Raw genomic sequence first — 24,766 nt, forward strand, 5'->3', positions numbered from 1 at the left:
GCATGAAGCCCCCGAACTCGGGGCTGGGCGACGCCGGAACCTTTCCCCCCGGAATGGTTTCCCCCCGTGCATCGCTGAATCCAATCTGGCACAGAACCCCTAAGCGCGCAATCGCGACAGTGTGAACAACGCATTTCCGCCCAGTGAGTTAAATCACGGAACCGTTTAACGTTGCGCACCAATCCGTTTGGATGCGCGGTGCGAACCAGTCACCGACAAGGCATCGCGAATCGACCCCTTTCCGCCCGCCGATATGGATGGCCGCGAAATCATTTCTTCCATACCTTCAGGGAATGTTTCCCGGTCGGAGCTGATTTCCGAGAGCACCGGCGACGCGGTTTCGCGATCGCCGTGAGAGCGACGTGAGAGGTGCTGCCGCCATCATCGGGTCATGACCGAAACAACGACACCCGCCACCGACTCATCAGCACCGGGCGCCGACGAGTTCGCCGAACGACTCTTCGGTTCGGCCCTTGCCACCGCCGAGACCTTGAGCGTCTATCTCGGGGACCGGCTCGGGTGGTACCGATGCCTGTCCGAATCCGGCCCCCTCACCGCCGACGGGCTCGCCGAACGCACCCAGACCAACGCGCGCTACGCCCGCGAGTGGCTCGAGATGCAGTGCGCCTTCGGCATCCTCGACGCCGACCTGACGAACCGGCCACCCACCTTCGCGATCTCGCCGGGCGTCGCGGAGGTGCTCACCGACACCTCGAGCCTGTCGTATCTCGGAGCACTCCCGCGCATGTTCGCGGCGGCGGCACGTCATCTGCCGGAGCTGCTCGACGCCTACCGGCACGGCGGAGGCGTCAGCTGGGAGACCCTGGGCGCCGACGCGCGCGAGTCCCAGGCCGACCTCAATCGGCCGTGGTTCGACGCCCGACTCGCTCCTGCGCTCGCCGGCGTCGAACACCTCCACGAGCGGCTGTCGCGCCCCGGTGCCCGTGTCGCCGACGTCGGGTTCGGAGCGGGCCACTCGACCATCGCTCTCGCCCGGGCCTACCCGGAGGCGACCTTCATCGGACTCGACGTCGACGAGGCGTCGGTCCGGATGGCCCGTGCCAACGCCGCAACCGCGGGGGTCTCCGAGCGTGTGACCTTCCTTGTCGCCGATGGTGACGGGGCGGCGGCACACGGTCCGTTCGACGCCGCCTTCGCTTTCGAGTGCCTACACGACATGCCCCGGCCGGTCGAGGTGCTCGCCGCGGTCCGTCGCTCGCTGGCACCCGGCGCCTCGCTGATCGTCATGGATGAGGCGGTGTCCGACGAATTCACCGGCCCCGCAGACGATCTGGACAAGATCATGTACGGGTTCTCGCTGTTCGTCTGTCTACCCGATTCGATGAGTTCGCCTCCGTCGGCAGCCACCGGCACCGTGTTCCGGTCGTCGACCCTGCGGCAGTACGCCGACGATGCGGGGTTCGCCGGCGTGGAAGTCCTCCCCATCGAGGACTTCAGCTTCTTCCGCTTCTACGAGCTGACCACCTGAGCTGGTCGGCGCGCCCGGTGGCCAACGCGGTCAGGGCCACGTCGACAGCATCCGAGGGTGTCACCGCCGCACCGGTGGCCACGAGATCGTCCGCCGTCGTGTCACCCACCGCGTCACGGATGCGGTTCTCGGCCGAGCGGAGTCGTTCGACATCACTCCCGAACGGATCGGACCCGGCCACCCGGCTCGCGCGCCGAATGGCGCCGAGCAGCAGCGCGGCCGGTTCACTCCGTCCGAGCTCCACCAAGACATCGACCACCGAACGCAGGGTCACCCACTGATTGGTCCAGTTCCCGGTCTGTCGCCAGTGCTCGAGTACGTCGACGTAGAGCAGAGCGGCGCGCTCGGTATCGCCGGACCGCGCCACGATCGACGCCCGAGACGCCATCGCCACCCCGAGCAGATACCGATCGCCGTGACGGCGCGCCGATCCGATGGCGCCGTCGAGAAGTTGCCGTGCCCGGACGGGATCCGTGTCGAGCAAGCACTCGCCCGAGACGTATCGGCACCATGCGGCGACCACGTCCTCCCCCGCGGTCGAGCAGGCGATCTCGAGGGCACGGGCCGCCGGGTAGGAGTCCTCGCCCTGGTAGGAGCGGATGAGCAGAGCGCTGATGTCGGACATGTGCGCCGCGCCCGGCATGTCGGCCACCAGCGCGAGTTCGCGAAACGTACGCGCGTCTCGTAGCGCGGCGTCGAGATCCCCCTGGAAGAGTCCGACGTCGACCAACATCATGTGGAGATAGACCCGGACGGCCGGGCCGGGGTCGGCGGCGAGGCCCTGGTTGGTGCAATGCCGAGCGGCCGGCAGATCCCCGTCGAATCGAGCGCCGCCGGCCGACACGGCCCACACGCCGGCACCGAGCAACGAGGGTTCGTGACGGTCGACGAGGACCCGTGCCCACCCAGTGACTTCCGGGCTCATGGTCAGCTCGAGATAGGGAATCAACCCTTGCAGCATCGTGTCGGCGAGGTCGAGGTCATGAACGCCCGCGTGGTCGATCGCCTGCCGCACGTCGTCGAGCCGGTCGTGCACCAGTCGCGCGGCCTCGAGGTGCCCGCGTCCGTAGACGTCGCATCCCAACGGCCCGAGCCAGTCCGCCACCCACGCGGTGTGCGCACATCGCGCGGCGCCGAGGGCGTCGCGGCCGGTCAGCGACTCCGTACCGTACGCGCGCAACGTCTCCAGCATCAGGTAGCCACCCGTGTCGGTGGACACCATGGACGCCTCGACCAGTTCGGCCACGGCGTCGGCCACGGCGTCGCGGGCCAGCACACCGATGGCCTCCGCCAGGAACTCCGCGTCGTCGAGGCCGAACCGAGAGGGGAAGACGCTGAGCACGTCGAACAGACCGCGTGCCGGTTCACTCAGCAGCGTGTAGGACCAGTCGACGAGCGCATGGAGACTGCGGTGCCGAGGCTCGACTCCGTGTGGAGCCCGCAGGATTCGAAAACGCCAGTGCAACCGGTCGACCAATTCGGTCGGCGGGATCGCGCGGGCCTTGGTCGCTGCGAGCTCGACACCGAGCGGCAGCCCGTCGAGTCGCCGGCAGATCTCGGCGACCGCCGGCGCGCTGTTCGGGTTCAACTCGAACCGCGGGTCCCGGGCACGGGCGCGCATGCAGAACAGCCGCACCGCATCAGATGACTCGATGTCATCGGCGGTCGCGTCCACGTCGGGCACGGGCAGCGGATCGAGAACGATGATCTGTTCGGTCGCGAGTCCGAGCGGTGCCCGAGAGGTCGTGATCACGGTGACGTTCGGACATCGATCCTGTAGCGCGACAACGACTTCGGCCACGGCGTCCAGTACGTGCTCACAATTGTCGAGCACGAGCAGACCCTGCTGCCCGCTCAGGGCGTCGGCGAGTGCGTCCAGGGTCGGGAGGTCGCGCCGCATCGTCGACCCCGTCGCGGACGCCACGACATGCGCGACCCCGTCGGGACTCCCGATCGCCGCCAGCTCGGCGAACCAGACGGGACGATCGCTCACCGACCGTGCGTGCCGACGGACGAGAGCCGTCTTGCCGACGCCTCCGGGTCCGACCACAGTGACCACCCCGCCGGCGCGGATGGTTGCCGCCAAGTCGGCCAATTGTGCCTCGCGTCCGATCAGGGACGCCGATCCGGACTGCGGTGCACCGTCACGCGCATCCGAGGCGGTGACCGTCCGGTCGTGGGCCGGTTTGTCCGGGTCCGGCGCGTCCGGGTCCGTCGCGACACCGAGCGTCCACGATGACGACTCCCCGTCGAGAATGCGGGCGTGCAGCTCGCGGACCGACACGGCCGGATCGGTGCCGATGTCCTCCGCGAGACGTCGACGGAGCCGCTGGTACACGTCGAGCGCGTCGGCCGCACGGTCCATCCGCCACAACGAATCCATGACTCTCAGGTGGAGTCCCTCGCGATAGGGGTGCTCGTCGATGATCGGCAGCAACCGCACATAGGCATCCTCCGGGCGGCCGAGGGCGATCAGGGCGTCGGCCGCGGTCTCGACTCCCAGCACGCGCCGCTCGATCAGTGCCCCGACCTCCGCCCGCGCCCAGGAGGCGTCGGCGAACTCCCCGAAAGGCCTTCCACGCCACAGAGTCTCGGCCCTGTCGAGCAGATCGACCGCCAGTCGGGGCTCGGTGTCGACGACAGCGCAGGCGCGCGTCACCATGTCGTCGAACAACAGGGTGTCGACGTCGGCCCGATCCACCTGGAGGGTGTAGCCGGGTGAGGTCGTGACGACCCTCAGCCGGTCATCGACCTCACGCTGTCGCAGGGTTGCCCGCAGCCGGAAGACGAGGTTGTGCAGTGCGGACTCGGGGGTGGCGGGAGCTACATCCGTCCAGAGGATCTCGGTCAGCCAGTCCACGTCGGCGACCGCGTTGGCACGCAACGCCAGTGCGGCAAGCAGGCACCGGAGACGAGGGGTCCCGAACTGGGGTCGAGGCACGCCCGCGCCGTCCGATGTGTCCACCGGACCCAGCAGAGCGAGACAGACCATGGCCTTATCATCGCAGGATGTCCCCCAACCAGGCGGAATCCGAACAAACGACGTCGACCGGCCCCGGATCGAGCCGACCCCCGAGAATTCTCGGCGACGTCGACTCCGCGACCAGCGACCGTGCCAGCCGGTCGTGGTGGGATCACGACGCCGAGAACTACCACGACGAGCATGGTGATTTTCTCGGCGCGCATGCCGCGGGCGGCGACTTCGTCTGGTGCCCGGAAGGCCTCCGCGAATCCGATGTCCGGCTCCTGGGCGACATCGACGGGCGCGACATCCTCGAGATCGGTTGCGGTTCGGCGCCCTGTGCCCGGTGGCTGGCCGCGCACGGCGCACGTGCGGTAGGGGTGGACCTCTCGCGGCGGATGCTGGGCATCGGGCTCGACGCGATGGCTGCCGAAGGTGTGCGGGTACCGCTCGTGCAGGCCACCGCCGAGACCCTGCCCTTCGCGGCCGAGTCGTTCGACGCCGCCTGCTCGGCGTTCGGCGCGGTACCGTTCGTCGCCGACTCCGCCGGCGTGATGAGCGAGGTCGCCCGAGTCCTGAAGCCGGGCGCGCGTTGGGTTTTCGCCGTCAACCACCCGATGCGGTGGATGTTCCTCGACGACCCGGGCCCGGAGGGTCTGACCGTGCGGATCCCCTACTTCAACCGCACGCCGTACACCGAGACCGATGCCGACGGCGCCTTGACCTATGTCGAGCACCACCGCACGATCGGTGACCGTGTCCGTGAACTCCGTGCCGCCGGCTTCGTCCTCGACGACATCATCGAACCCGAGTGGCCGGACGGTTTCGACCGAACATGGGGCCAGTGGAGTCCGTTGCGTGGCAGCTACTTTCCGGGAACCGCGATCTTCTGCAGTCACAAGGCCGCCTAGCGGCACTCACAGGAGCTTCGACAGGAACTCCCGTGTGCGCTGTTCCTTCGGGTCGGCGAGGACTTCGCGGGGATCGCCCCGCTCGACGACGACACCGCCGTCCATGAAGACCAGCTGATCGGCGACCTCCCGGGCGAAACCCATCTCATGCGTGACGACCATCATGGTCATGCCCGAAGCTGCGAGTTCGCGCATCACCTTCAGGACGTCGCCGACGAGTTCGGGATCGAGGGCCGAAGTCGGTTCGTCGAAGAGCATGAGCTTGGGGTCCATCGCGAGCGCACGGGCGATCGCGACCCGCTGCTGCTGGCCCCCCGACAACTGCGCCGGGTAGGCATCGGCCCGCGTGGACAGCCCCACCCGGTCCAGCAGATAGCGTGCCTTGTCGACCGCTTCCGATCGCGATTGTCTCTTCACCTGCATCGGAGCTTCGATCACGTTCTCGAGCACCGTGCGATGCGGAAACAGATTGAAATGCTGGAACACCATGCCGATGTCGCGTCGCTGGGTGGCCGCGTCCTTGGCGCTCATCTCGTAGAGTTTGCCGCTGCGTTCGCGGTAGCCGATGAGATCACCGTCGACGTAGAGCCGGCCCGCGTTGACGACTTCCAGATGGTTCACACATCGCAGGAACGTGGACTTCCCCGACCCCGACGGCCCGATGAGACACAACACCTCACCGCGTGCGACCTCCAGCGAGATCCCCTTGAGGACCTGCACCGAACCGAAGCTCTTACAGACACGGTCGGCCACGACCATCGGCGGCGGCGAGCCACCGGGTGCTGCCGATGCGGCCGTGTGCTCTGGCTGGGTCATGCCTTCTCTCCCCCTGCCGGGCCGGCGGCGCCGCCGGGGGCCGTGGCCGCTCCGTCGGCCATCGTCTTGAGTTGTCGCGCGGTCAGCGCGCGGGTCGCTCCCTTGGCGTAATAGCGCTCTACGTAGTACTGCCCCACCATCAGGACGCTCGTGATGACGAGGTACCAGGTCGAGGCGACGAGCAGCAACGGGATCGGCTCGAAGATCACGCCCGAGATGTCACGCTGGCGTCCGTAGAGGTCGAGGGTCAGCGGGACCGCCGCCACCAGGCTGGTGGTCTTGAGCATGCTGATCAGTTCGTTGCCGGTGGGCGGGATGATGACCCGCATGGCTTGCGGCAGGACCGTGCGTCGCATCGTCTGCGACCACGACATACCCAGCGCGACCGAGGCCTCCGTCTGTCCCTCACCGACCGAAGACACACCGGCCCGGACGATCTCGGCCATGTATGCGGCCTCGTTGAGGCCCAGACCGATCACCGCGAACAGGAACGCCGCATTGAGGGTCTGGATGTCGAGGGAGACGAACTGGTGCACGAACGGGATGCCGAGGTCGATCTGTTTGTAGATCGCCGGGAACAGGCCCCAGAACACGAGCTGCACGTACACGGGCGTGCCGCGGAAGATCCACAGGTACACCCACGACGTCCCGCGCAGCACCGGATTCGGGCTCAGCCGCATGATCGCGAGGAGCACACCGAGCACGATGGCGATCGCCATCGACAGCAGGGTCAGGGCCAGGGTGTAGCCGACACCCGACAAGATGCGCGAGTCGAAGAGATAGTTGCCGTACGTGCCCCAGCTGTAGGCCTCGTTGGTGGCGGCACCGTAGATGAACAGCGCAGCCAGCACGATGATCATCACGGCGGCGATCCACTGCCCGGGACGACGGAGCGGGACCGCCTTGATCGGTTCCGGTTCGGCCGATGTGGTGGGGCCGGCCTGTGGTGACGTCACCTCAGCTCACCGCCCCGTTGATGACGGAGACATCGATCATCCCCTCCTCGAGACCCCAATTGGCCGCGATCTGTTCGTACTGTCCGTTGTCGATGAGGTATTGCACTGCGCGCTGCATCGCGACCGCGAGCGGCGAGCCCTTCCGTATGGCCCAACCGTATGGGGCGGAATCGAAGATCCCACCGGCCGGCTTCAGCCGGCCGTCCGTGCGCTTGATGGCATAGGCGGTGACCGGCGAGTCGGCGGACATCGCGGCCACGCGTCCCAGGATCAGCGCGTTGACCGCCTCGTCCTGGCTGTCGAACCTGACCTTGTCGATCGCGGGCTTTCCGGCCGCGACGCAGGCCTCGCTCTTCGCGGGGATCTCGTCGGTGTCCTCGTACGTGGTGGTCTGGACCGCCACCCGGAGACCGCACGCGTTGTCGGGATCGATGACGTCGTCGTTGTCGGTCGCCTGCGCCCACTGCACGCCGGCGCTGTAGTAGGTCACGAAGTCGACCTGCTTCTCGCGTTCGAGGGTGTCGGTGAACGAGGACATGCCGACCTGGTAGGTGCCGGCCTGGATCGACGGGATGATCGTGTCGAACTGGGACTCCTTGTATTCGGGTACGAGTCCGAGCACCTTGCCGACGGCGTTCATCAGGTCGACGTCGTAGCCCACGATCTTCCCGGACGCGTCCTTGTACTCGTTCGGCTGGTACGGGATGTTGACCCCGACGATCAGCCGTCCGGTGCGAGCGATCTCCGGTGGGACGAGGGCGGCGATCGCCGGCACCTTCGCCACGTCGACGTCGATCGGGGCGACCTGGTTCGCGCGTTCACGGGCTTCGTTGTCCACACAACCCGTCACGACGACCAGGACGGCGAGCAGGACGCCGAGCCAGCGAGCAACCCGCGTCACACCACTTCCCTCCATCCGGCCGAGCGCACCAACTCACTGTAGTTCGCCTCCTGCACCCCGGCTCGCCACCCGCGATTCACGCGTGTTCCGGCCCTTCGAGGCTCGTCGCTTGCGCTCCTCGCACCTCATAGCTCCTATGTCAAGCGGCGTCTTGTTGTGGGGTTGTGCGGTTGTGGTGGTCGAGGGTGAGGTTGTTGTAGACGACGCGGGCCAGGCGTCGTTTGAGGCAGCGCATGGCTTCGCGTTTGGTTTTGCCTTCGTCGCGTTTGCGTTGGTAGTAGGTGTGGCCGAGGGACTCGGGCATGCGGGCTTGGGTCAAAGCGATGCGGTGCAGGGCGGCGTTGAGTTGTCTGTTCCCTGAGCGGGTGAGGCGGTGGCGGCCGGGGTTGGCTGACCACACCGGCACGGGTGCGACTCCGGCGTGCCGGGCGAAATGCGCCTCGGTGCCGAAGCGGGTGATGCCGGCGGATTCGCCGAGTAGTTTCGCCGCGGTCAGTTCCGCGCAACCGGGCATCGTCATCAACGTCGGCACTGCGTCGCGCGCCAGGGTGGTGATCTCGCGGGTGACCTGCTTGATCTCGGCGGTCAACGCGATGATCGCGGCGACCTCGTGGCGGGCCAGTCGGGCATCGATCCCGGGGCGGTCGATCAGCCACGCCGCGAGGTTGTTCTGGTGTTTGTTCAGCGTCAACCCGCCGCGAGGAATGTGGTATTCGGGGTCGAGTTGATGCACCCGCCACAACACCCGGTTGGTCTTCGACGTGCGTTCCCGCACAAGGGTTTCCCGATAGTCCACCAGCGCTTTGGCCTCATACGACACGTCATCGTGGGAGGCCACCGGCAGATCAGGTTCCCGGGCGGCGGCCCGCGCCACGGCCAACGCGTCGATGGGATCGGACTTACCGCGTTCACGCCCGGTGCGGCGGTGTTCGGCCATCAACCGCGGGGTGACCCGCACGACTTTCTGCTTTGCGCCGAGTAGGTCGCGTTCGAGGCGGGCGGACATGTTGCGGCAGTCTTCGATGGCCCAGAGCAGTTCGTGACCGAACTTATCGTGGGCCCAGCGCAGTGCTGTGTGATGACCGGCGGTCGTTGTGGGTACGACCGTGGATCCGAGTTTGCGGCCGACGTCATCGACGGCGACAAAGGTGTGGGAGCGCTTGTGAACATCAGCACCGATGACGATCATGGAGCTTGCCTTCCTGTCACAGGGTGGGCGGACAGTCGGGCCGGTCGGTGGACATACTTCAGTGGAGGGGCGCTGCCAGGGCGTGTCAGATGGTCTGTGTAAGTCCGGTGCTCATCAGTGAGAGGACAATCTATGAGCATGGCGTTAGACGACGAGCAGCAGGGAGACGACGACCAGCGGTTGGCTGAGCTGGCCGAGCCGCGCTCGACTGCGGAGGTAGCCGAGGCGCTGCAGGCCTCGGGCATGGTCGATGAGTTGCTGGCCCAGATCGATACCGGACAGGTTCAGATCACCGGCGACGGCGGCCTGATCCCGGGTCTGATCAAACTCGCCCTCGAACGCGGCCTGAAGGCCGAGCTGACCGATCACCTCGGCTATGAGAAAGGCGATCCGGCCGGTCGGGAACTGCCCAATTCCCGCAACGGGTCGAGCCCGAAAACGGTGCAGTCCGAGGCCGGGCCGGTCGATCTGAACGTTCCTCGTGACCGTGCCGGCACCTTCACCCCACGTCTGGTGCCCAAGGGCTCCCGCCGGCTCGGCGGGCTCGATGACATCATCATCTCGCTCTATGCCGGCGGCATGACGTTACGCGACATCCAGCATCATCTGGCCTCGACGATCGGCACCGATCTGTCGCATGAAACGATCTCCAAGATCTGCGACGAGGTCCTCGACGCGGTCGACGAATGGCAGAACCGGCCGCTGGAAGCGTTGTACCCCGTCATCTACCTCGACGCCCTGGTGGTGAAAGTCAAAGACGGCGCTCACGTCCGAAACAAACACGCCCACATCGCTATTGGCGTCGACATGACCGGCGTCAAGCATGTGCTGGGCATCTGGATTCAGGCCGAGGAAGGCGCGAAGTTCTGGGCCGGGGTGTGTGCGAATCTGGCCAACCGCGGCGTCAAGGATGTGCTCATCGTGTGCTGCGACGGGCTGACCGGATTCCCCGAAGCGATCGAGGCGACCTGGCCACTGGCCACCGTGCAGACCTGCGTGGTGCATCTGATCCGCAACTCGATGCGGTTCGTGAACTACAAAGACCGCAAAGACGTGGCGCGGGCGATCAAACCGATCTACACCGCCCCCGACGCCGAGACCGCCCGCCGCGAATGGGAAGCGTTCCGCGATTCAGAGTTGGGAGTCAAATATCCCAGTGCGGCAATGGCTTTCGATCGATCCTGGGACCGGTTCATACCGTTCCTGGCGTTCCCACCCGAGCTCCGCAAAGTCATCTACACCACCAACTCGATCGAATCGCTGAACTACCAGCTCCGCAAGGTGATCAAGAACCGGGGACACTTCCCCAACGACGTCGCAGTCCGCAAACTGCTGTGGCTGGCCATCTGCGACATCGAGGACAAACGCGCCAGGCAACGCGAAAAGGAACGCGGCAAGCCTGCCGCCACCCGCAAAGCCCCCGGACGCCTCGTCGAGGGCCAAGTCGTGACGAACTGGAAACAAGCCCTCGGGCAACTCGCCCTGGCCTACCCCGACCGCATCGAACCCCACCTCAACTAGACCCCAACAACAACCACACGAAACCCAGGAGTCACGTTCTTACACAGACATCTTGACAAGCTCCGCTGCCACGCTCCTATCAAGTCACGCCGGCCGGTCCGTCACACCAGATGTCGGCACGATGAGGCATCACCAACCCCGCAGGGGTGGCAGGGAGCAAGAGAGCCAAACACCTGGTGGACGAAACCCAATCACCACTCACGTGGCTCCACAACCCTGACACTGAAGGGAGCAAAGGGTCACGGCTCCGCTCGCACCTCAGGGAGCAAAGGGTCACGCCTCCGCTCGCACCTCAGGGAGCAAAGGGTCACGCCTCCGCTCGCACCTCAGCCTGGATCCGTGGATAGGTGCGGGGTGTCGATAACGCGAAAATGCCCTCTGAGCTGGAATGATTGGTGGTGTTGAGACACAAAACATTCCAGCTCAGAAGGCACTTTCAGTGAAAGTATCGCACAAGTTCACCGCCACATCCGCTGTCTTCGACGACGACAACCTGGTGTCGCACGCCGGGCTGGTACCGGTCATGGCGGTGGCCGAGTCGACCGGGTTGGCGTCTCTGCTGGACGACCGGGTCGATCTCGGCACCACCCAGGTCGCCTCGGCCGGGGCCAACCTCGAGGCGAAACTGTTGACCGTGATCGCCGGATTCTGTTGCGGTGCTGACAGCATCGACGACCTCGGGATGGTTCGCAGTGGTGGGCACACCCGCCTGTTCGACCACGTGTACGCCCCAGCCACGATCGGACAAACCCTGCGTGAGTTCACCCCCGGCCATGCCCGACAACTCAACGCGGTGATGACCCGGGCACTACCAGCGATGTGCGCGCGGGCAGGGTTGTTACCCACCGACGGGTCCCGGGTGTTTGTCGACATCGACTCGCTACTGCGCCCGGTCTACGGCTACCACAAGGCCGGAGCCTCCTACGGGCACGCCAAGATCGCTGGACGTGAACTCCTGCGCAAAGGTCTGTCCCCGCTGATCACCACTCTGTCCGCACCCGATCATCCACCGGTGATTGCCAACACCTGGCTGCGCGCCGGCCGCTGCGCCTCCGGTAGCGGGGCCGCGAAGATGATCGCTGAAACCCTCACTACTGCACGGCAGTGTGGGGCAAGCGGGGAGATCACCGTACGCGGCGACTCCGCTTATGGCACCGCCGCGGTGATGCGCACCTGCCAACGCCTCGCAGCGACGTTCTCGCTGGTCCTGCGCACCAACACCGCGATCACCCGCGCCATCACCGCGATCGGAGACGACGCCTGGACCCCGGTGCACTACCCCGGCGCGGTCACCGACCCCGACACCGGCGAACTGATCTCCGAGGCCGAAGTCGCCGAAACCCTGCACACCGTGCAACCCCAGTCATCACAGCCGGTCACCGCCCGACTCATCGTGCGCCGGGTCAAAGCCCACCACCCCGCCAACACCGACACCCTGATGCCCGCCTGGCGATACCACTCGTTTTTCACCAACACCACCGACGACACCGTCACCGCCGACATCAACCACCGCCGCCACGCCATCATCGAAACCGTGTTCGCCGACCTCATCGACGGACCACTGGCACACCTACCCTCCGGGATGTTCGGCGCCAACGCCGCCTGGCTGGCGTTGACCGCCATCAGCCACAACCTGATGCGCACCCTCGCCGCACTCACCGCCACCCCCAGACTCCGCGCCGCCCGCGGGGCGACGCTGCGCCGCACCCTGATCGCGATACCCGCCAGACTGGCCCGACCAGCACGAACACCCGTCCTGCACCTACCCCGCCACTGGCCAACCCAACACGCCTTCACCGCCCTGTGGGCCGCGGTGAACACCACCTGACCCCTCAACCCTCACATGCCCACCCACGACCAGGAACCCCAGTGAAAAAGCTGACACAAGATCAGCGAATACCACACGCCCACAACACAATCAGACACTCAAACACCGCGACCTCACCCGACCAGAACCTCATCCACGGATTCAGGCTCAGGGAGCAAAGGGTCACGCCTCCGCTCGCACCTCACGCAGCAGAGGGTCACGCCTCCGCGATTCGCCGGACCACCGCGTCCCCGAACTCCGCGGTCCCCGCGCCACCACCGAGATCGCGGGTTGCGGTGTGCGCAAGTGTGTCGGCGACCGCGGCGTCGATCCGGGCGCCGGCCGCGACGAGTGCCGCGTCGTCCGTCATCAGGCCGTAACGCCGGAAGCCCATTGCCACCGAGACGATCATCGCGACCGGATTCGCGATGCCGCGTCCGGCGATGTCGGGCGCCGCACCGTGTGTCGCCTGCGCCATCACCCGGGACTCCGAGCTGTTGACCGAACCCGCGATGCCCAGCGAGCCGGCCAACTCTCCGGCGAGATCGGACAGGACGTCACCGAAGAGGTTCTCGGTGACGAGGACGTCGAAGTCGGCGGGGCGCCGGACGAGCAGGGCCGCCATCGCGTCGACGTGTTGCTCGGACACCTTCACCTCGGGGAACTCGGCGGCGACGTCGCGGCACGCATCACGGAACAGGCCGGTGGTCATACGCAGGACGTTGGCCTTGTGCACGATAGTCAGCCGCGGTTGCCGGTCGGTACCCGCGCGCTCGATCGCGGCGGCGCACGCGACCCGCGCGATTCTCTCCGAGGACGCGCGGGTGATCAGCCCGACCGCGAGCGCCACGTCCGGGGTCGGCATGAACTCGCCGCTGCCGACCGCCATGTTGCGATCGGCGTAGAAGCCTTCGGTGTTCTCCCGCACGATCAGCACGTCGATGTCGGGCCGGAGCGCCGGCACGCCCGTAAAACCGCGTGCCGGACGGAGATTCGCGAACAGCTCGTAGCGGGTACGGATCGTGGCACCCGGTGTCCGATCGCCGTGGCCGGGCGGGTACGCGGCCGAGTCGTGGGGTCCCACGATCCAGAATCCGAGCTCGTCGAGGGCCGACAGAGTCTGCGCGGGTACCGGGTCGCCGTGCGAGGCGATGGCCGACGACCCGAAAGGCAGCTCCTGCCAGTCGATCTCGATCGACTCCAGTCCGGCGGCAGCATCCGCGATCGCGATTGCCACGGGTACGATCTCCGGTCCGATCCCGTCGCCGGTGAGGACGCCGAACCTCCTCTCGCGCAGGCCCATCAGTGCGCTGCGTCGTCCCAAGACCGACCGAAACCGACCGACACCTCCAGCGGCACCGACAGGGTGATGGCATTGCCCATCTCCTCGCGCACCACCGCTTCGACGGATTCCCGCTCGCCGGCGGCGACCTCGATCACGAGTTCGTCGTGGACCTGGAGAAGCGTCCGCGACGTGAGACCTTCGGCCGCAAGACGCTTGTGCACGTTGATCATCGCGACCTTGATGATGTCCGCCGCGGTGCCCTGGATGGGCGCATTGAGCGCCATTCGCTCCGCGGACTGCCGACGCTGCCAGTTGTCGCTGTTCAGGTCGGGCAGGTAGCGACGCCTGCCGAACAGCGTCGCGGTGTACTCGTTGCGACGGGCCTCGGCGACCACGTCGTGCAGATAGTCGCGCACCCCGCCGAATCGCGCGAAGTACGCCTCCATCTGCTCCTTGGCCTCATCACGACTGATCTTGAGCTGGGCGGCGAGCCCGAAGGCGCTGAGGCCGTAGGCGAGCCCGTAGGACATGGCCTTCACTCGGTGACGCATCTCGGTGGTGACCTCGTCGATCGGCACACCGAAGGCGCGTGACCCGACGAAGTTGTGGAGGTCCTCACCGGTGTTGAACGCCTCGATCAGGCCGGCATCCTCCGACAGGTGCGCCATGATCCGCATCTCGATCTGGCTGTAGTCGGCGGTCATCAGGCAGTCGTAGGGCACGCCGGTCGCGGTGTCGGCGCCGACGACGAAGCCGCGGCGGATCTCCCGGCCCGCCTCCGTGCGCACCGGGATGTTCTGCAGATTCGGTTCGGTGGACGACAGGCGTCCGGTGGCGGCGATCGTCTGGTTGAACGTCGTGTGGATACGCCCGTCGTCGGCGACCGACTTCAGGAGGCCGTCGACGGTGACCTTCAGCCGCGTCGCATCGCGGTGCTCCAGAAGGTGCGCGAGGAACGGGTGCTCGGTCTTCTCGTAGAGAGACTGCAGCGCGTCGGCGTCGGTGGTGTAACCGGTCTTGGTCTTCTTCGTCTTCGGCATGTCGAGCTTGTCGAAGAGGACGGTCTGCAACTGCTTGGGGGAACCGAGGTTGATCTGTTCTCCGATGACCTCGTACGCCGCCTCGGCCGCGGCGCGGATCCGGTCGGCGAACATCCGCTCGAGAGCACCGAAGTGGTCGACGTCGACCGCGATGCCGGCCGCCTCGGCGTCGGCCAGCACGAAGGACAGCGGCAATTCCATCTCGGTCAGCAGGGGCTTGGAGTCGATCCGGTCGAGTTCGGTGTCGAGCGTGTCGGCGAGTTCCTGGACCGCCCGCGCCTCGAGCATGTGCTGCTCGGCGACGCGACCGTCGGAGTCGTCGTCGAGCAGCGACATCTGGCCGTCGCCCGGACTGCCGTCGGCCCGGAGTTCACGACGCAGGTATCGCAGCGCGAGATCGTCGAGGTTGAAGGTTCGCTGTCCGGGCCGCACGAGGTAGGCCGCGAGCGAGGTGTCGCTGGTGACGCCGTCGAGCTTCCAGCCGCGCGAGCGGAGCGCGTGGACGGCCCACTTCGCCTCGTGGACCGCCTTCGACGCGGACGGGTCGGCGAACCAGTCCCCCAGTGCCGCCTCGTCTTCCGGGTTCAGCGCGGTCACGTCGACATACGCCGACGTCCCGTCTGCGGCCGCGATCGCCACGCCCGTCGGATCCGACCCCACGACGACGTGCGGCGCGGTGATGGCCAGACCGACGCGGCCGGTGCGGGCGTGCTCGGTGAGCCAGCCGGCGACCTCGCCCGCACCCAGGACCGCTCCGTCGAGATCGAAACCTGCTTCGGCCTCTGGCTCAACGGAACTCAGCGTCGAGAAGAGACGATCCCGCAAGACCCGGAACTCCAGGTCGTCGAAGAGCTGGTGGATGCGATCGCGGTCCCACCCGACCATGGCCAGGTCGTCGGGGGACGCCGGCAGCTGCATGTCGCGGACGAGCTCGGTCAGCTGGCGGTTGGTCTGCACCGACGCCAGATGCGCGCGCAACGCGTCGCCCACCTTGCCCTTCACCTCGTCGACGTGATCGACGAGCGCGGCGAGCGATCCGTACTCACGGATCCACTTGGAGGCGGTCTTCTCCCCGACGCCGGGTATGCCCGGCAGGTTGTCGCTGGGGTCGCCGCGCAGCGCGGCGTAGTCGGGGTACTGGGCGGGGGTGAGACCGTATTTCTTCTCGACCTCCTCGGGCGTGAACCGGGTGAGGTCGGAGACTCCCTTGCGTGGATAGAGCACGGTGGTCGAGGAGTCGACGAGTTGCAGCGAGTCGCGGTCGCCGGTGACGATCAGGACCTTGTACCCGTCCTCACGAGCCCGGGTCGCGAGGGTCGCGATGATGTCGTCGGCCTCGTATCCCTCGATGGCCAGCACCGAGACCCCCAGCGCATCGAGAACCTCCTTGGTGAGATCCACCTGTCCGTTGAACTCGTCGGGCGACTTGGATCGCTGCGCCTTGTACTCGGGATACATCTCCGACCGGAAGGTCTTCCGGGAGACGTCGAAGGCGGCGGCGATGTGGGTCGGCTCCTCGTCGCGCAGCAGGTTGATCAGCATCGAGGTGAAGCCGTAGACGGCGTTCGTCGTCTGGCCGGAATGCGTCTTGAAGTTCTCCGCCGGCAGCGCGAAGAACGCCCGATAGGCCAGCGAGTGCCCGTCGAGCAGCATCAACACCGGCTGCCTGGTCTTGCCCTTGGCGCCGGCGGCCGCCTTGCCCGTCGTTCCGGTTGCCGTGGCGGGGGTCGTTGCCGGGGAACTCTGCGCTGGACTCACCTCGCAAAGTCTAGTGATGACTCCCGACAGCTCACACCGGCCGGTACATGGCCCACACCTTCGGACCGTCCATCGGCAACTCGAACTCCTCGGTCACCTCGAAGCCGAATCGCTCGTAGAGCGGGACATTGCGGACGTTCGAGCACTCGAGGTAGGACGGACCGTCGATCTGGTCGAGCCGGTGGCGCAAGAGGGTGGTGCCGACACCCACGCCGTGGACCGGGGCGCCGATCTGCCCGAGATACCAGTGGGGTTCCTTGGGCCTGCGCTTGCCGAACTCCGCCTCGAGTTTGGCACCGCGGCTCATCCGGGAACCCATTGCCCGGAAGAAGCCCCACATCGACAGGGTCTGCGCCTTCGCCGACACCTTGTGTCCGGGCGGATCCCACGCGGCGGCACCGACCGGTTGTCCGTCGCGCATCGCGAGGTCCAGCGTCGCGTTCGGCCCGTGGCTGTACTTCAACAGCGTGCGGAACATGACCAGGTGCCGCGACGTGTCCGGTTGCATCCACACCGTCACGGGGTCGTCGGCGAATGCCTGCGCGAGCAACCTGCTGGCGAGTTCGAGGTCTGTCGTGGTCGAGACGGTGACCGGGATCATACGGTCACCTTACGGTCCGAATCGAGCCTGCGGCAGCGCATTGCGATGGAACCAGCGACGGCCCTGTCGCCGCGACAGAAGTTACCTCCGGGAAACGTCGTTGTCGTCACGCGGTGACGATGCTGGCGCTAATGTCCCGCAGGATGACATCGCAACGCGCCGGCACCTGTACGCAGACGCCGCCCCGAAGCGCTCTCGATGATCGCTCAGATGTCGAGAGCCAACCGCCTGTCCCCCGATCCCCGAGGCGACTCACCGCCATCGCCATGCTGCTTCTCGTCGCGGCGTCGATACTGTGCGGCCTTTTCGGTACGGCCACCGCCTCGGCCGCCCCCGGCGACGAGGTACGCGTCTTCGGTGTGCTGCGCAACGGCACCGAGAAGGTCGAAGGCGTCGACCTCGAGGCCAAGGACGCCTCGGGGGCCGTCGTCGGCACCGCGACCTCGTCGGCCACCGGTGCGTGGTCGATCAACGTGCCGCCCGGCCAGTACACGATCGTCATCGACACCGACTCACTCCCCGACGGCGTCGAGGTCCAGAAATCGGAGCTACCCGTCGACGTCAGCGGCGGCACGCCGCGGCCGGTCATCTTCTCCTTCGGCGACGTGCGGACCGGCACCGAGGTGTCGGCGATCTCCGAACTGACGCGGCTGGCCATCGACGGGATCCGGTTCGGCCTGATCATCGCCATCACCGGCGTGGGACTCAGCCTCATCTTCGGCACGACGGGACTGACGAACTTCGCCCACGGCGAGCTGGTCACCCTCGGCGCGGTGATCGCGTGGGTCATCAACGTCAAGCTCGGTGTACAGCTGATCCCCGCGACGATCCTGGCGGTGATCGTCGGCGTCGGCATCGGGATCCTCAACGAACTCGGCCTGTGGAGACCGCTGCGAAGACGACGAACCGGGCTGATCGCGATGCTCGTCGTGTCGATCGGCCTGTCGCTCGTACTGCGCTACCTGATCCTGATCTTCTTCTCCGATCGGGCCGAACCGTTCAACGACTATCAGGCGCAGACCCAGATCGGCTCCGGTCCGTTCGCGATCACACCGGTGAACCTGGCGTGCATCCTCATCAGCATCGTGGTCCTGCTCGGGGTCGCCGTGCTGTTGCAGCGCACCAGGATCGGCAAGGCGATGCGCGCAGTGGCCGACAACAAGGACCTCGCCGAATCGTCGGGAATCGACGTCGACCGGGTCATCCTGTTCGTCTGGGCACTGGCCGGGGGTCTGGCGACACTCGGCGGCGTGATGTTCGCGCTCTCCGAACTCGGCGGCCGGGTCCAGTGGGAGATGGGTTTCAAACTCCTCCTGCTGATGTTCGCCGGCATCACGCTCGGCGGGCTCGGCACGGCCTACGGCGCACTGCTCGGATGTCTCATCGTCGGCCTGCTGGTCCAGTTGTCGACCTACATCCTCAGTCCCGACCTGAAGTACATCGGAGGACTGCTGATCCTGATCATCATCCTGACCATCCGGCCCCAGGGCATTCTCGGATCTCGAGCGAGGATCGGCTGACCCATGGACATCATCTCAGCGCTCCAGATCGCGATCGCGCAGCTGATCGGCCCGTCGGCGATCTTCTACGCCCTGCTGGCCATCGGCCTGAACCTGCACTTCGGTTACGCCGGACTGCTCAACTTCGGCCAGATCGCCTTTGCGTTGCTCGGCGGATACGGCGTCGGCATCATGGCCGTGAACTACGACCAGCCGTTGTGGCTCGGCGCGATCATCGGCATCGCCGCCGCCGGGATGCTCGCGGTCGTGCTGGGCCTGCCGACCCTGCGCCTGCGTGCGGACTATCTGGCGATCGTCACCATCGCGGCGTCGGAGATCCTGCGGCTGGTCTTCCGGTCGACCTCGACCGACGACTTCACCCACTCCACCAACGGCATCTACGCCTACGCGGGCAGCTTCTTCTCCATCAGCCCGTTCGACAACGGCAAGCAGTATTCGTTCTTCGGGGTCAAGTTCCTCGGCGGCGATCTGTGGTCGATGGTGGTCGGCTGGATCGTCGTCGGCCTGCTGTGCCTGATGGTGTACCTGCTCGTCCGCAGTCCGTGGGGCCGGGTGCTCAAAGCGGTCCGCGAAGACGAGGACGCCGCACGATCGTTGGGTAAGAACGCCTACTTCTTCAAGATGCAGGCCCTGGTGCTCGGCGGTTGTATCGGCGGACTGGCTGGTGTCTTCAACGCCTTCGCCACCCAGTCGATCAACCCCGACTTCTATTCGACCGCACAGACGTTCTTCGCCTACGGCGCCTTGATCCTCGGCGGAGCGGCGACGGTGTTCGGCCCGGTGCTCGGCGCCATGCTGTTCTGGTTCCTGCTCGCCGTTCCCGACGCACTGCTGCGGCAGGCCACATCCGGCGACGACCCGCTGCTGAATCTGTCGGCGCAACAGGTCGGTGCATTCCGCTACGTACTGCTCGGTCTGGCGATCATTCTGATGATGGTGTTCAGACCACAGGGACTGCTCGGGAACAAGAGGGAGGTGCAGCTCGATGCCTGACGACACCACACCGCGTCCCGGCCGCCATGCCGCCCCCGGCAGCGAACCGTCGACCGCGGTCACCGTCGACTCCGAGACCGAGGGCCCATCCGTACGGGCCACGCGCCGGGACCTCACCACGCTCTCGGCGTCGGATCGGTCGCGGCTGTTCGCCGGTGTCACACCCGAACCCGGGTCGTCCAAACCCGATCCGATCATCGTGGTGGACAACATCTCCCGGACCTTCGGTGGCATCAAGGCGGTGCAGGTCGATCATCTCGAGGTACAGCGCGGCGCCATCACCGGCCTCATCGGACCCAACGGCGCGGGCAAGACCACCTTCTTCAACCTGATCACCGGATTCGACAAGCCCGACTCGGGCACGTGGTCGCTGAACGGGGACTCCCTCGGCCGGATGGTTCCCCACCAGGTGGCCCGGCGCGGGATGGTGCGTACCTTCCAGCTCACCAAGGCGCTCGCGAAACTCACCGTCCTCGACAACGTCCGGCTCGGCGCCACCGGACAGCGAGGCGAGCACTTTCTCGCCGCTCTCGCGCCCTGGGCCTGGCGCAAGCAGGAAGCCGAAGTCACCGACCGGGCCCACGAACTGCTCCGGCGCTTCAAGCTCGAGGCCAAGGCCGACGACTTCGCCGGTTCACTGTCGGGCGGCCAGCGGAAACTCCTGGAGATGGCGCGCGCACTGATGACCGACCCCGAGATCGTGATGCTCGACGAGCCGATGGCCGGCGTCAACCCGGCGCTCACCCAGAGCCTGCTCGAGCACATCAAATCGCTGCGCGACGAGGGGGTCACGGTCGTCTTCGTCGAACACGACATGGACGTCATCCGCGACATCAGCGACTGGGTGGTGGTGATGGCCCAGGGCCAGGTCATCGCCGAGTCGCTCCCGGATCGACTGGGCGACAACGAGGCCGTCGTCGATGCGTACCTCGGCGGCCACCACGATCAGGCACTCGAGTTCGACGATCAGGGGCGTCCGGTCGGTGCGACCGCGGTGCTCGCGGAGAAGGTCGAGGCCGCCATCGAGGCCACACTCGAGGAAGGCGGGGATCTCTCGGAGGTCTCCGAGTTGCCACCGTCGGCGCCCGATACGAAGAAGGACGGACGATGAGCACCGAACCCGGGTCCGGGCAGTTGACGCCGGCGCAACTCGCGGCCACCGCCGAGGAACACCGCAAACTCGCCGGCGACGCACTACTGCGCGCCGACGACATCACCGCCGGTTACCTTCCCGGCATCAACATCCTCGAGGAGTGCAACTTCTATCTCGGGGACGGCGAGATCGTCGGGATCATCGGCCCCAACGGCGCCGGCAAGTCGACTCTGCTGAAGACACTGTTCGGACTGATCCCCGTCCGCGAGGGCTCGGTCACACTCCGCGGCGACGACATCACCTCGGCGAAGGCGCACGTCCTCGTCGACAAGGGTGTCGGCTACGTTCCGCAGACGCAGAACGTCTTCCCCGCGTTGACCATCGAAGAGAATCTCGAGATGGGCGTCTATCTGCGGCCCAAGACCTTCGCCACCAGGTTCGAGTTCGTGTCGGAGCTCTTCCCGCTGCTGTCCGAACGCCGGAAGGTCAAGGCGGGCGCGCTGTCCGGCGGCGAACGGCAGATGGTCGCGATGGGACGCGCCCTGATGATGGACCCCGCGGTGCTGCTGCTCGACGAGCCGTCCGCGGGCCTGTCCCCCATGTTCCAGGACGAGGTGTTCATCCGCTGCAAGGCGATCAACGCCACCGGCGTCTCGATCATCATGGTCGAGCAGAACGCCCGCCGGTGCCTGCAGATCTGCGACCGCGGGTACGTGCTCGACCAGGGCCGCAACGCCTACACCGACACCGGCCGCAACCTCGCCAACGATCCGAAGATCATCGAGCTCTACCTCGGGACCCTCGCAGGCAGCTCGGAGAAGAAGTGAGCCCCACACCCGTTCCGTGGCCGTTCCCGCCGACGCGTTGAGCGACAACGGAATACGTGCACGAGTACCCCGAGTGTGACCCACATGACGAGACCCCCGGCCGGAGCCGGGGGTCTCGTTCTGTGTGGGTTTACTGCGCTGCGACCGAGACGTACTTGCGCGTCGGGGTGAGCAGTGCGTTCTTGTCGTCGAACTCGAGCACACCGTACGAGCCGACACTCGGCTCGCCGGCGGCGTTGAAGGCCAGGTTGCCGGTCTTGCCGACGTAGGCGATCGTCTTGCCGCCGTTCAGCAGGTCCAGGCAGGCCTGGTACGAGTCGCAGTTCTCATCGCCGTTGGTCACGCCGATGATGTTGGCCGCGATCGTCCGCCCGTCGGTCGACTTGGCGGCCGTGGCCGCAAGTGCGCTCAGGACGGCGGCGTCGTAGCTCTCACCCGCGTAGTTGAAGTCGATGAGTTCGCTGTCGACCTCCTTCAGAGCCGCCTGGAAGTCACCGCTGGTCTGAGTGAGCGGCGTGGTGCCCTTCATGCCGGCGAGGAGACCCGGGCCGACCGACTCGCCGAGTGCGTTGCCCATGTTGCCGTCGACGCCGTACACGAGCTTGCCGTCGCTGGGACCGATGCCGACCTCGTGCATACGCGTGATGATCTTGGCGCTCTCCTCGAAACCGATGATCGCGATGCCGTCCGGGTTGAAGTTCTTCACCTGGTCGACCTCGGCGTTGAACGACTGGGCGTTCGGATCGTAGATGATCTTCTGGATCTGGTCCGCCGGGACGCCCGCCGCCTCGAGATCGCGAACGGTGTTGTCGGCCAGTCCCGTTCCGTACGGGTCGTTGAGGGCGAGGATCGACACACGCTGCACGCCGTCCTCGGCCATCGTCTGCGAGAGTGCCTGCGCCTGCAGGACATCCGCCGGCGCGGTGCGGAAGTACTGACCCTTGTCCTGGTAGCAGGTGAACTCGTCGGAGGTGTTCGCGGGCGAGAACATGACCGCGCCCGCGTTGGCGACCTTGTCGATGACCTTCAGCGACACCGACGACGAGGCCGCGCCGATGATGACCTGGGTGCCGGCGCTGAGTTCGCGGTCGACGGTTGCGTTCGCCGTGTCGGTGGTGGTGTCGCCGGAGTCACCTGTGACGAGTTCGACGGGCTTGTCCAACACACCGCCCGCGGCGTTGATGTCCTTCACCGCGAGCTCCACACCCGCCTCCATGGGCGGCCCGAGGAAGGCGAGCGATCCGGTCGCCGGGAGCAGGGTGCCGATCTTCAGCGCTTCGGTACTGGCCGGGCCAGGGGTGGCCTTCGGCGGGTTGCACGCCAGTTTCTGGGCGAGGCCGAGGCCCGGAGGGGCCGGAGTGGACTCGACGGCGGCGCTCGACGACGCCTCGGAACCTCCCTCGGAACCCGAGTCGGAACTGCTGCAGCCGGCGACCACGAGTGCTGCCGCGGCGGTCATGACCACTGCCCCGCTCCTGATAAAGCGTAAGGACATCGATGCTCTCCTTGCGTCTGGCCTGCGCGTTCGGCGTTCGGCCTGTGCGTTCGGCGTTCGTCACGAAGGCGGCACGTCGGAGTACAACGGACCGCGCCTCGCTGGAGAAAAGCTAGCGCGATCTTGTTGCGGCTGCGTAAAGACAGTGAAACTGACTTGCGCACACGGTCATTGCGCCTGGGAGGCGCTCGGGATCAGTCGGTCCCGAGGGTCTCCACCACAACCTGCGCAACGGCTTTCATGGTGGTCCTGCGGTCCATGGCCGCACGCTGTATCCATTTGAACGCTTCGGGCTCGGAGAGGGCCTGCTTCTCCATCAGGAGGCCCTTCGCCCGCTCGACGAGTTTGCGGGTCTCCAACCGCTCGTTCATGGTCGCGACTTCGCGCTCGAGCTGCTTGAGCTCCTGATAGCGGCTCACCGCCACCTCGATGGCCGGAACCAGATCGGCCTTGGTGAAGGGTTTGACCAGGTAGGCCATGGCGCCGGCATCGCGCGCCTTGTCGATGAAGTCCCGCTGGCTGAACGCCGTCAGCATGACAACGGGCGCGAGGCGCTTCTCGGCGATCTCGGTCGCGGCGTCGATACCGTCACGCACCGGCATCTTGATGTCCATGATCACGAGGTCGGGCGACAGCGATTCGGTCAGTTCCACGGCGACCTGCCCGTTGGGCGCTTCACCGACGACGTCGTACCCCTCCTCGCGGAGCATTTCGATCAGATCCATCCGGATCAACGAATCGTCCTCGGCCACCAGAACTCGGTGGGTTGTCGTGGTCTCACCGGCTGCAGTCGTCGCACTGTCGGTCACCGTCACCATCCCCTCCTCCACGTCGCTCACGCCACGTCTGTGTGCCCGCAGAGTACCGGTTGGCAGGCCGCTCGGCCGATCATCTAGAGTTGGTTCCCGGCGCGGGGCAACCCCGTGCACTGGCCCCCGTAGCCCAATTGGCAGAGGCAACGGATTCAAAACCCGTCCAGTGTCAGTTCGAGTCTGACCGGGGGCACCATCGACCACCTGATTGCAGGTGTTTCTTTCTCTCGGGCGTGACCATGCTGCTGCGACGCGTGGAAGATGCATGTTCTGCGCCATAGTCCTCTCGTGCGCATCGAACTCCAGGACTGCGGTACCGACTAGCTGGATGCGCGGTCGACCTCGGCGCCGGGGTCGGATGCGCTGAGGTTCTCGAGGATCGCCTCGGCTGCCTCGCGCATGGCGTGGGACTGGGCGGGTGTGAGCGCGTCGAAAAACAGTTCGCGAACACGAGCCACGTGAGCCGGGGCCGCGGCGCGGACAGCCGCGTTTCCTGCCTCGGTGATGCACACCAGGGGTGCTCGGCGATCGTCGGCGCACGTTTCGCGCCGAACCAGGCCGCGTTGCTCCATTCGGCGTACTTGATGAGCCAAACGGCTCTTCTCCCACTGCAGTTCGCATCGCAGCGCGCGCGCTTGGAGTGCCCCATCAGGTGCCTCTGACAGGATCGCTAGTACCTCGTAGTCCGAAATCGACATGTCCGAATCCCTGTTCAGCGCCTGCGCCAGTTCGGCGGTCAACTGACCGAACATCTTCACCACCGCGCGCCAGGTGCGCTGCTCGTCTTCGT

The 24,766-nt window shown here is 66.4% G+C and carries 19 protein-coding genes and 1 tRNA gene; 9 read left to right on the forward strand and 11 right to left on the reverse strand.

Annotated features, from left to right (window positions below):
* Window positions 1-391 precede the first annotated feature (391 nt).
* Window positions 392-1,489, forward strand: a complete 1,098-nt coding sequence (locus AC3B5T_RS21845; protein ID WP_055475864.1) for a class I SAM-dependent methyltransferase — start codon at window positions 392-394, stop codon at window positions 1,487-1,489.
* Here the strand turns inward: AC3B5T_RS21845 and AC3B5T_RS21850 are convergent.
* Window positions 1,455-4,481, reverse strand: a complete 3,027-nt coding sequence (locus AC3B5T_RS21850) for a BTAD domain-containing putative transcriptional regulator (RefSeq protein ID WP_055475865.1) — start codon at window positions 4,479-4,481, stop codon at window positions 1,455-1,457. The two genes, AC3B5T_RS21845 and AC3B5T_RS21850, sit on opposite strands and share 35 nt — an antisense overlap.
* Window positions 4,482-4,498: 17 nt before the next feature.
* Here AC3B5T_RS21850 and AC3B5T_RS21855 point away from each other — a divergent pair, with 17 nt between their 5' ends.
* Window positions 4,499-5,362, forward strand: a complete 864-nt coding sequence (locus AC3B5T_RS21855) for a class I SAM-dependent methyltransferase (RefSeq protein ID WP_055475866.1) — start codon at window positions 4,499-4,501, stop codon at window positions 5,360-5,362.
* A 6-nt stretch (window positions 5,363-5,368) separates the two neighbouring features.
* Here AC3B5T_RS21855 and AC3B5T_RS21860 read toward each other — a convergent pair whose 3' ends face one another.
* The 4 genes from AC3B5T_RS21860 to AC3B5T_RS21875 form a co-directional block, all read right to left on the reverse strand.
* Window positions 5,369-6,178, reverse strand: coding sequence for an amino acid ABC transporter ATP-binding protein (locus tag AC3B5T_RS21860; protein ID WP_442902700.1), 810 nt, complete (start codon window positions 6,176-6,178; stop codon window positions 5,369-5,371).
* Window positions 6,175-7,134 carry an amino acid ABC transporter permease gene (locus tag AC3B5T_RS21865; RefSeq protein WP_010842422.1) on the reverse strand — a complete coding sequence of 320 codons (960 nt, stop codon included), beginning with the start codon at window positions 7,132-7,134 and terminating at the stop codon, window positions 6,175-6,177. The genes AC3B5T_RS21860 and AC3B5T_RS21865 overlap by 4 nt, the downstream gene beginning before the upstream one ends.
* Window position 7,135: 1 nt before the next feature.
* The gene (locus AC3B5T_RS21870) at window positions 7,136-8,050 is read right to left on the reverse strand and encodes an ABC transporter substrate-binding protein (RefSeq protein ID WP_051129789.1); all 915 of its coding nucleotides are present in this window, start codon (window positions 8,048-8,050) and stop codon (window positions 7,136-7,138) included.
* 124 nt (window positions 8,051-8,174) lie between these two features.
* Window positions 8,175-9,224 carry an IS110 family RNA-guided transposase gene (locus AC3B5T_RS21875; protein ID WP_488357904.1) on the reverse strand — a complete coding sequence of 350 codons (1,050 nt, stop codon included), beginning with the start codon at window positions 9,222-9,224 and terminating at the stop codon, window positions 8,175-8,177.
* Window positions 9,225-9,356: 132 nt separating this feature from the next.
* Between AC3B5T_RS21875 and AC3B5T_RS21880 the strand changes: the two genes are divergently transcribed.
* A complete protein-coding gene (locus tag AC3B5T_RS21880; protein ID WP_488357905.1) occupies window positions 9,357-10,745 on the forward strand; it encodes an IS256 family transposase in 1,389 nt (462 codons plus the stop codon).
* 439 nt (window positions 10,746-11,184) lie between these two features.
* Window positions 11,185-12,573, forward strand: coding sequence for an IS1380 family transposase (locus tag AC3B5T_RS21885; protein WP_488357906.1), 1,389 nt, complete (start codon window positions 11,185-11,187; stop codon window positions 12,571-12,573).
* 196 nt (window positions 12,574-12,769) lie between these two features.
* On the opposite strand, the gene AC3B5T_RS21890 is transcribed toward AC3B5T_RS21885, so the two are convergent.
* The 3 genes from AC3B5T_RS21890 to AC3B5T_RS21900 are packed head-to-tail and all read right to left on the reverse strand — an operon-like array spanning window position 12,770 to window position 17,236.
* The gene (locus AC3B5T_RS21890) at window positions 12,770-13,855 is read right to left on the reverse strand and encodes an isocitrate/isopropylmalate dehydrogenase family protein (protein ID WP_055475869.1); all 1,086 of its coding nucleotides are present in this window, start codon (window positions 13,853-13,855) and stop codon (window positions 12,770-12,772) included.
* A complete protein-coding gene (gene polA / locus AC3B5T_RS21895) occupies window positions 13,855-16,635 on the reverse strand; it encodes a DNA polymerase I (RefSeq protein ID WP_055475870.1) in 2,781 nt (926 codons plus the stop codon). Before polA ends, AC3B5T_RS21890 begins: the two co-directional genes overlap by 1 nt.
* Before the next feature lie 31 nt (window positions 16,636-16,666).
* The gene (locus AC3B5T_RS21900; protein ID WP_010842418.1) at window positions 16,667-17,236 is read right to left on the reverse strand and encodes a GNAT family protein; all 570 of its coding nucleotides are present in this window, start codon (window positions 17,234-17,236) and stop codon (window positions 16,667-16,669) included.
* 266 nt (window positions 17,237-17,502) lie between these two features.
* On the opposite strand from AC3B5T_RS21900, the gene AC3B5T_RS21905 reads away from it, so the two are divergent.
* The 4 genes from AC3B5T_RS21905 to AC3B5T_RS21920 are packed head-to-tail and all read left to right on the forward strand — an operon-like array spanning window position 17,503 to window position 21,669.
* A complete protein-coding gene (locus AC3B5T_RS21905) occupies window positions 17,503-18,756 on the forward strand; it encodes a branched-chain amino acid ABC transporter permease (protein WP_010842417.1) in 1,254 nt (417 codons plus the stop codon).
* A gap of 3 nt (window positions 18,757-18,759) precedes the next feature.
* The gene (locus AC3B5T_RS21910; RefSeq protein WP_010842416.1) at window positions 18,760-19,749 is read left to right on the forward strand and encodes a branched-chain amino acid ABC transporter permease; all 990 of its coding nucleotides are present in this window, start codon (window positions 18,760-18,762) and stop codon (window positions 19,747-19,749) included.
* The gene (locus AC3B5T_RS21915) at window positions 19,742-20,860 is read left to right on the forward strand and encodes an ABC transporter ATP-binding protein (protein WP_055475871.1); all 1,119 of its coding nucleotides are present in this window, start codon (window positions 19,742-19,744) and stop codon (window positions 20,858-20,860) included. The genes AC3B5T_RS21910 and AC3B5T_RS21915 overlap by 8 nt, the downstream gene beginning before the upstream one ends.
* Window positions 20,857-21,669, forward strand: a complete 813-nt coding sequence (locus AC3B5T_RS21920) for an ABC transporter ATP-binding protein (protein ID WP_010842414.1) — start codon at window positions 20,857-20,859, stop codon at window positions 21,667-21,669. Before AC3B5T_RS21915 ends, AC3B5T_RS21920 begins: the two co-directional genes overlap by 4 nt.
* A gap of 130 nt (window positions 21,670-21,799) precedes the next feature.
* Here the strand turns inward: AC3B5T_RS21920 and AC3B5T_RS21925 are convergent, their stop codons facing one another.
* Window positions 21,800-23,164: an ABC transporter substrate-binding protein gene (locus AC3B5T_RS21925; protein WP_035717236.1), complete on the reverse strand. Its 1,365-nt coding sequence runs from the start codon at window positions 23,162-23,164 to the stop codon at window positions 21,800-21,802.
* 194 nt (window positions 23,165-23,358) lie between these two features.
* Window positions 23,359-23,982: an ANTAR domain-containing response regulator gene (locus AC3B5T_RS21930; RefSeq protein ID WP_010842412.1), complete on the reverse strand. Its 624-nt coding sequence runs from the start codon at window positions 23,980-23,982 to the stop codon at window positions 23,359-23,361.
* Between the two features lie 113 nt (window positions 23,983-24,095).
* Here AC3B5T_RS21930 and AC3B5T_RS21935 point away from each other — a divergent pair.
* A tRNA-Leu gene (locus tag AC3B5T_RS21935) sits at window positions 24,096-24,172 on the forward strand.
* 124 nt (window positions 24,173-24,296) lie between these two features.
* Here the strand turns inward: AC3B5T_RS21935 and AC3B5T_RS21940 are convergent.
* Complete coding sequence (locus AC3B5T_RS21940; RefSeq protein WP_231632709.1) at window positions 24,297-24,728, reverse strand: MarR family winged helix-turn-helix transcriptional regulator; 432 nt, start codon at window positions 24,726-24,728, stop codon at window positions 24,297-24,299.
* Between the last annotated feature and the right edge of the window lie 38 nt (window positions 24,729-24,766).

Source organism: Gordonia sp. G4 (assembly GCF_057770005.1).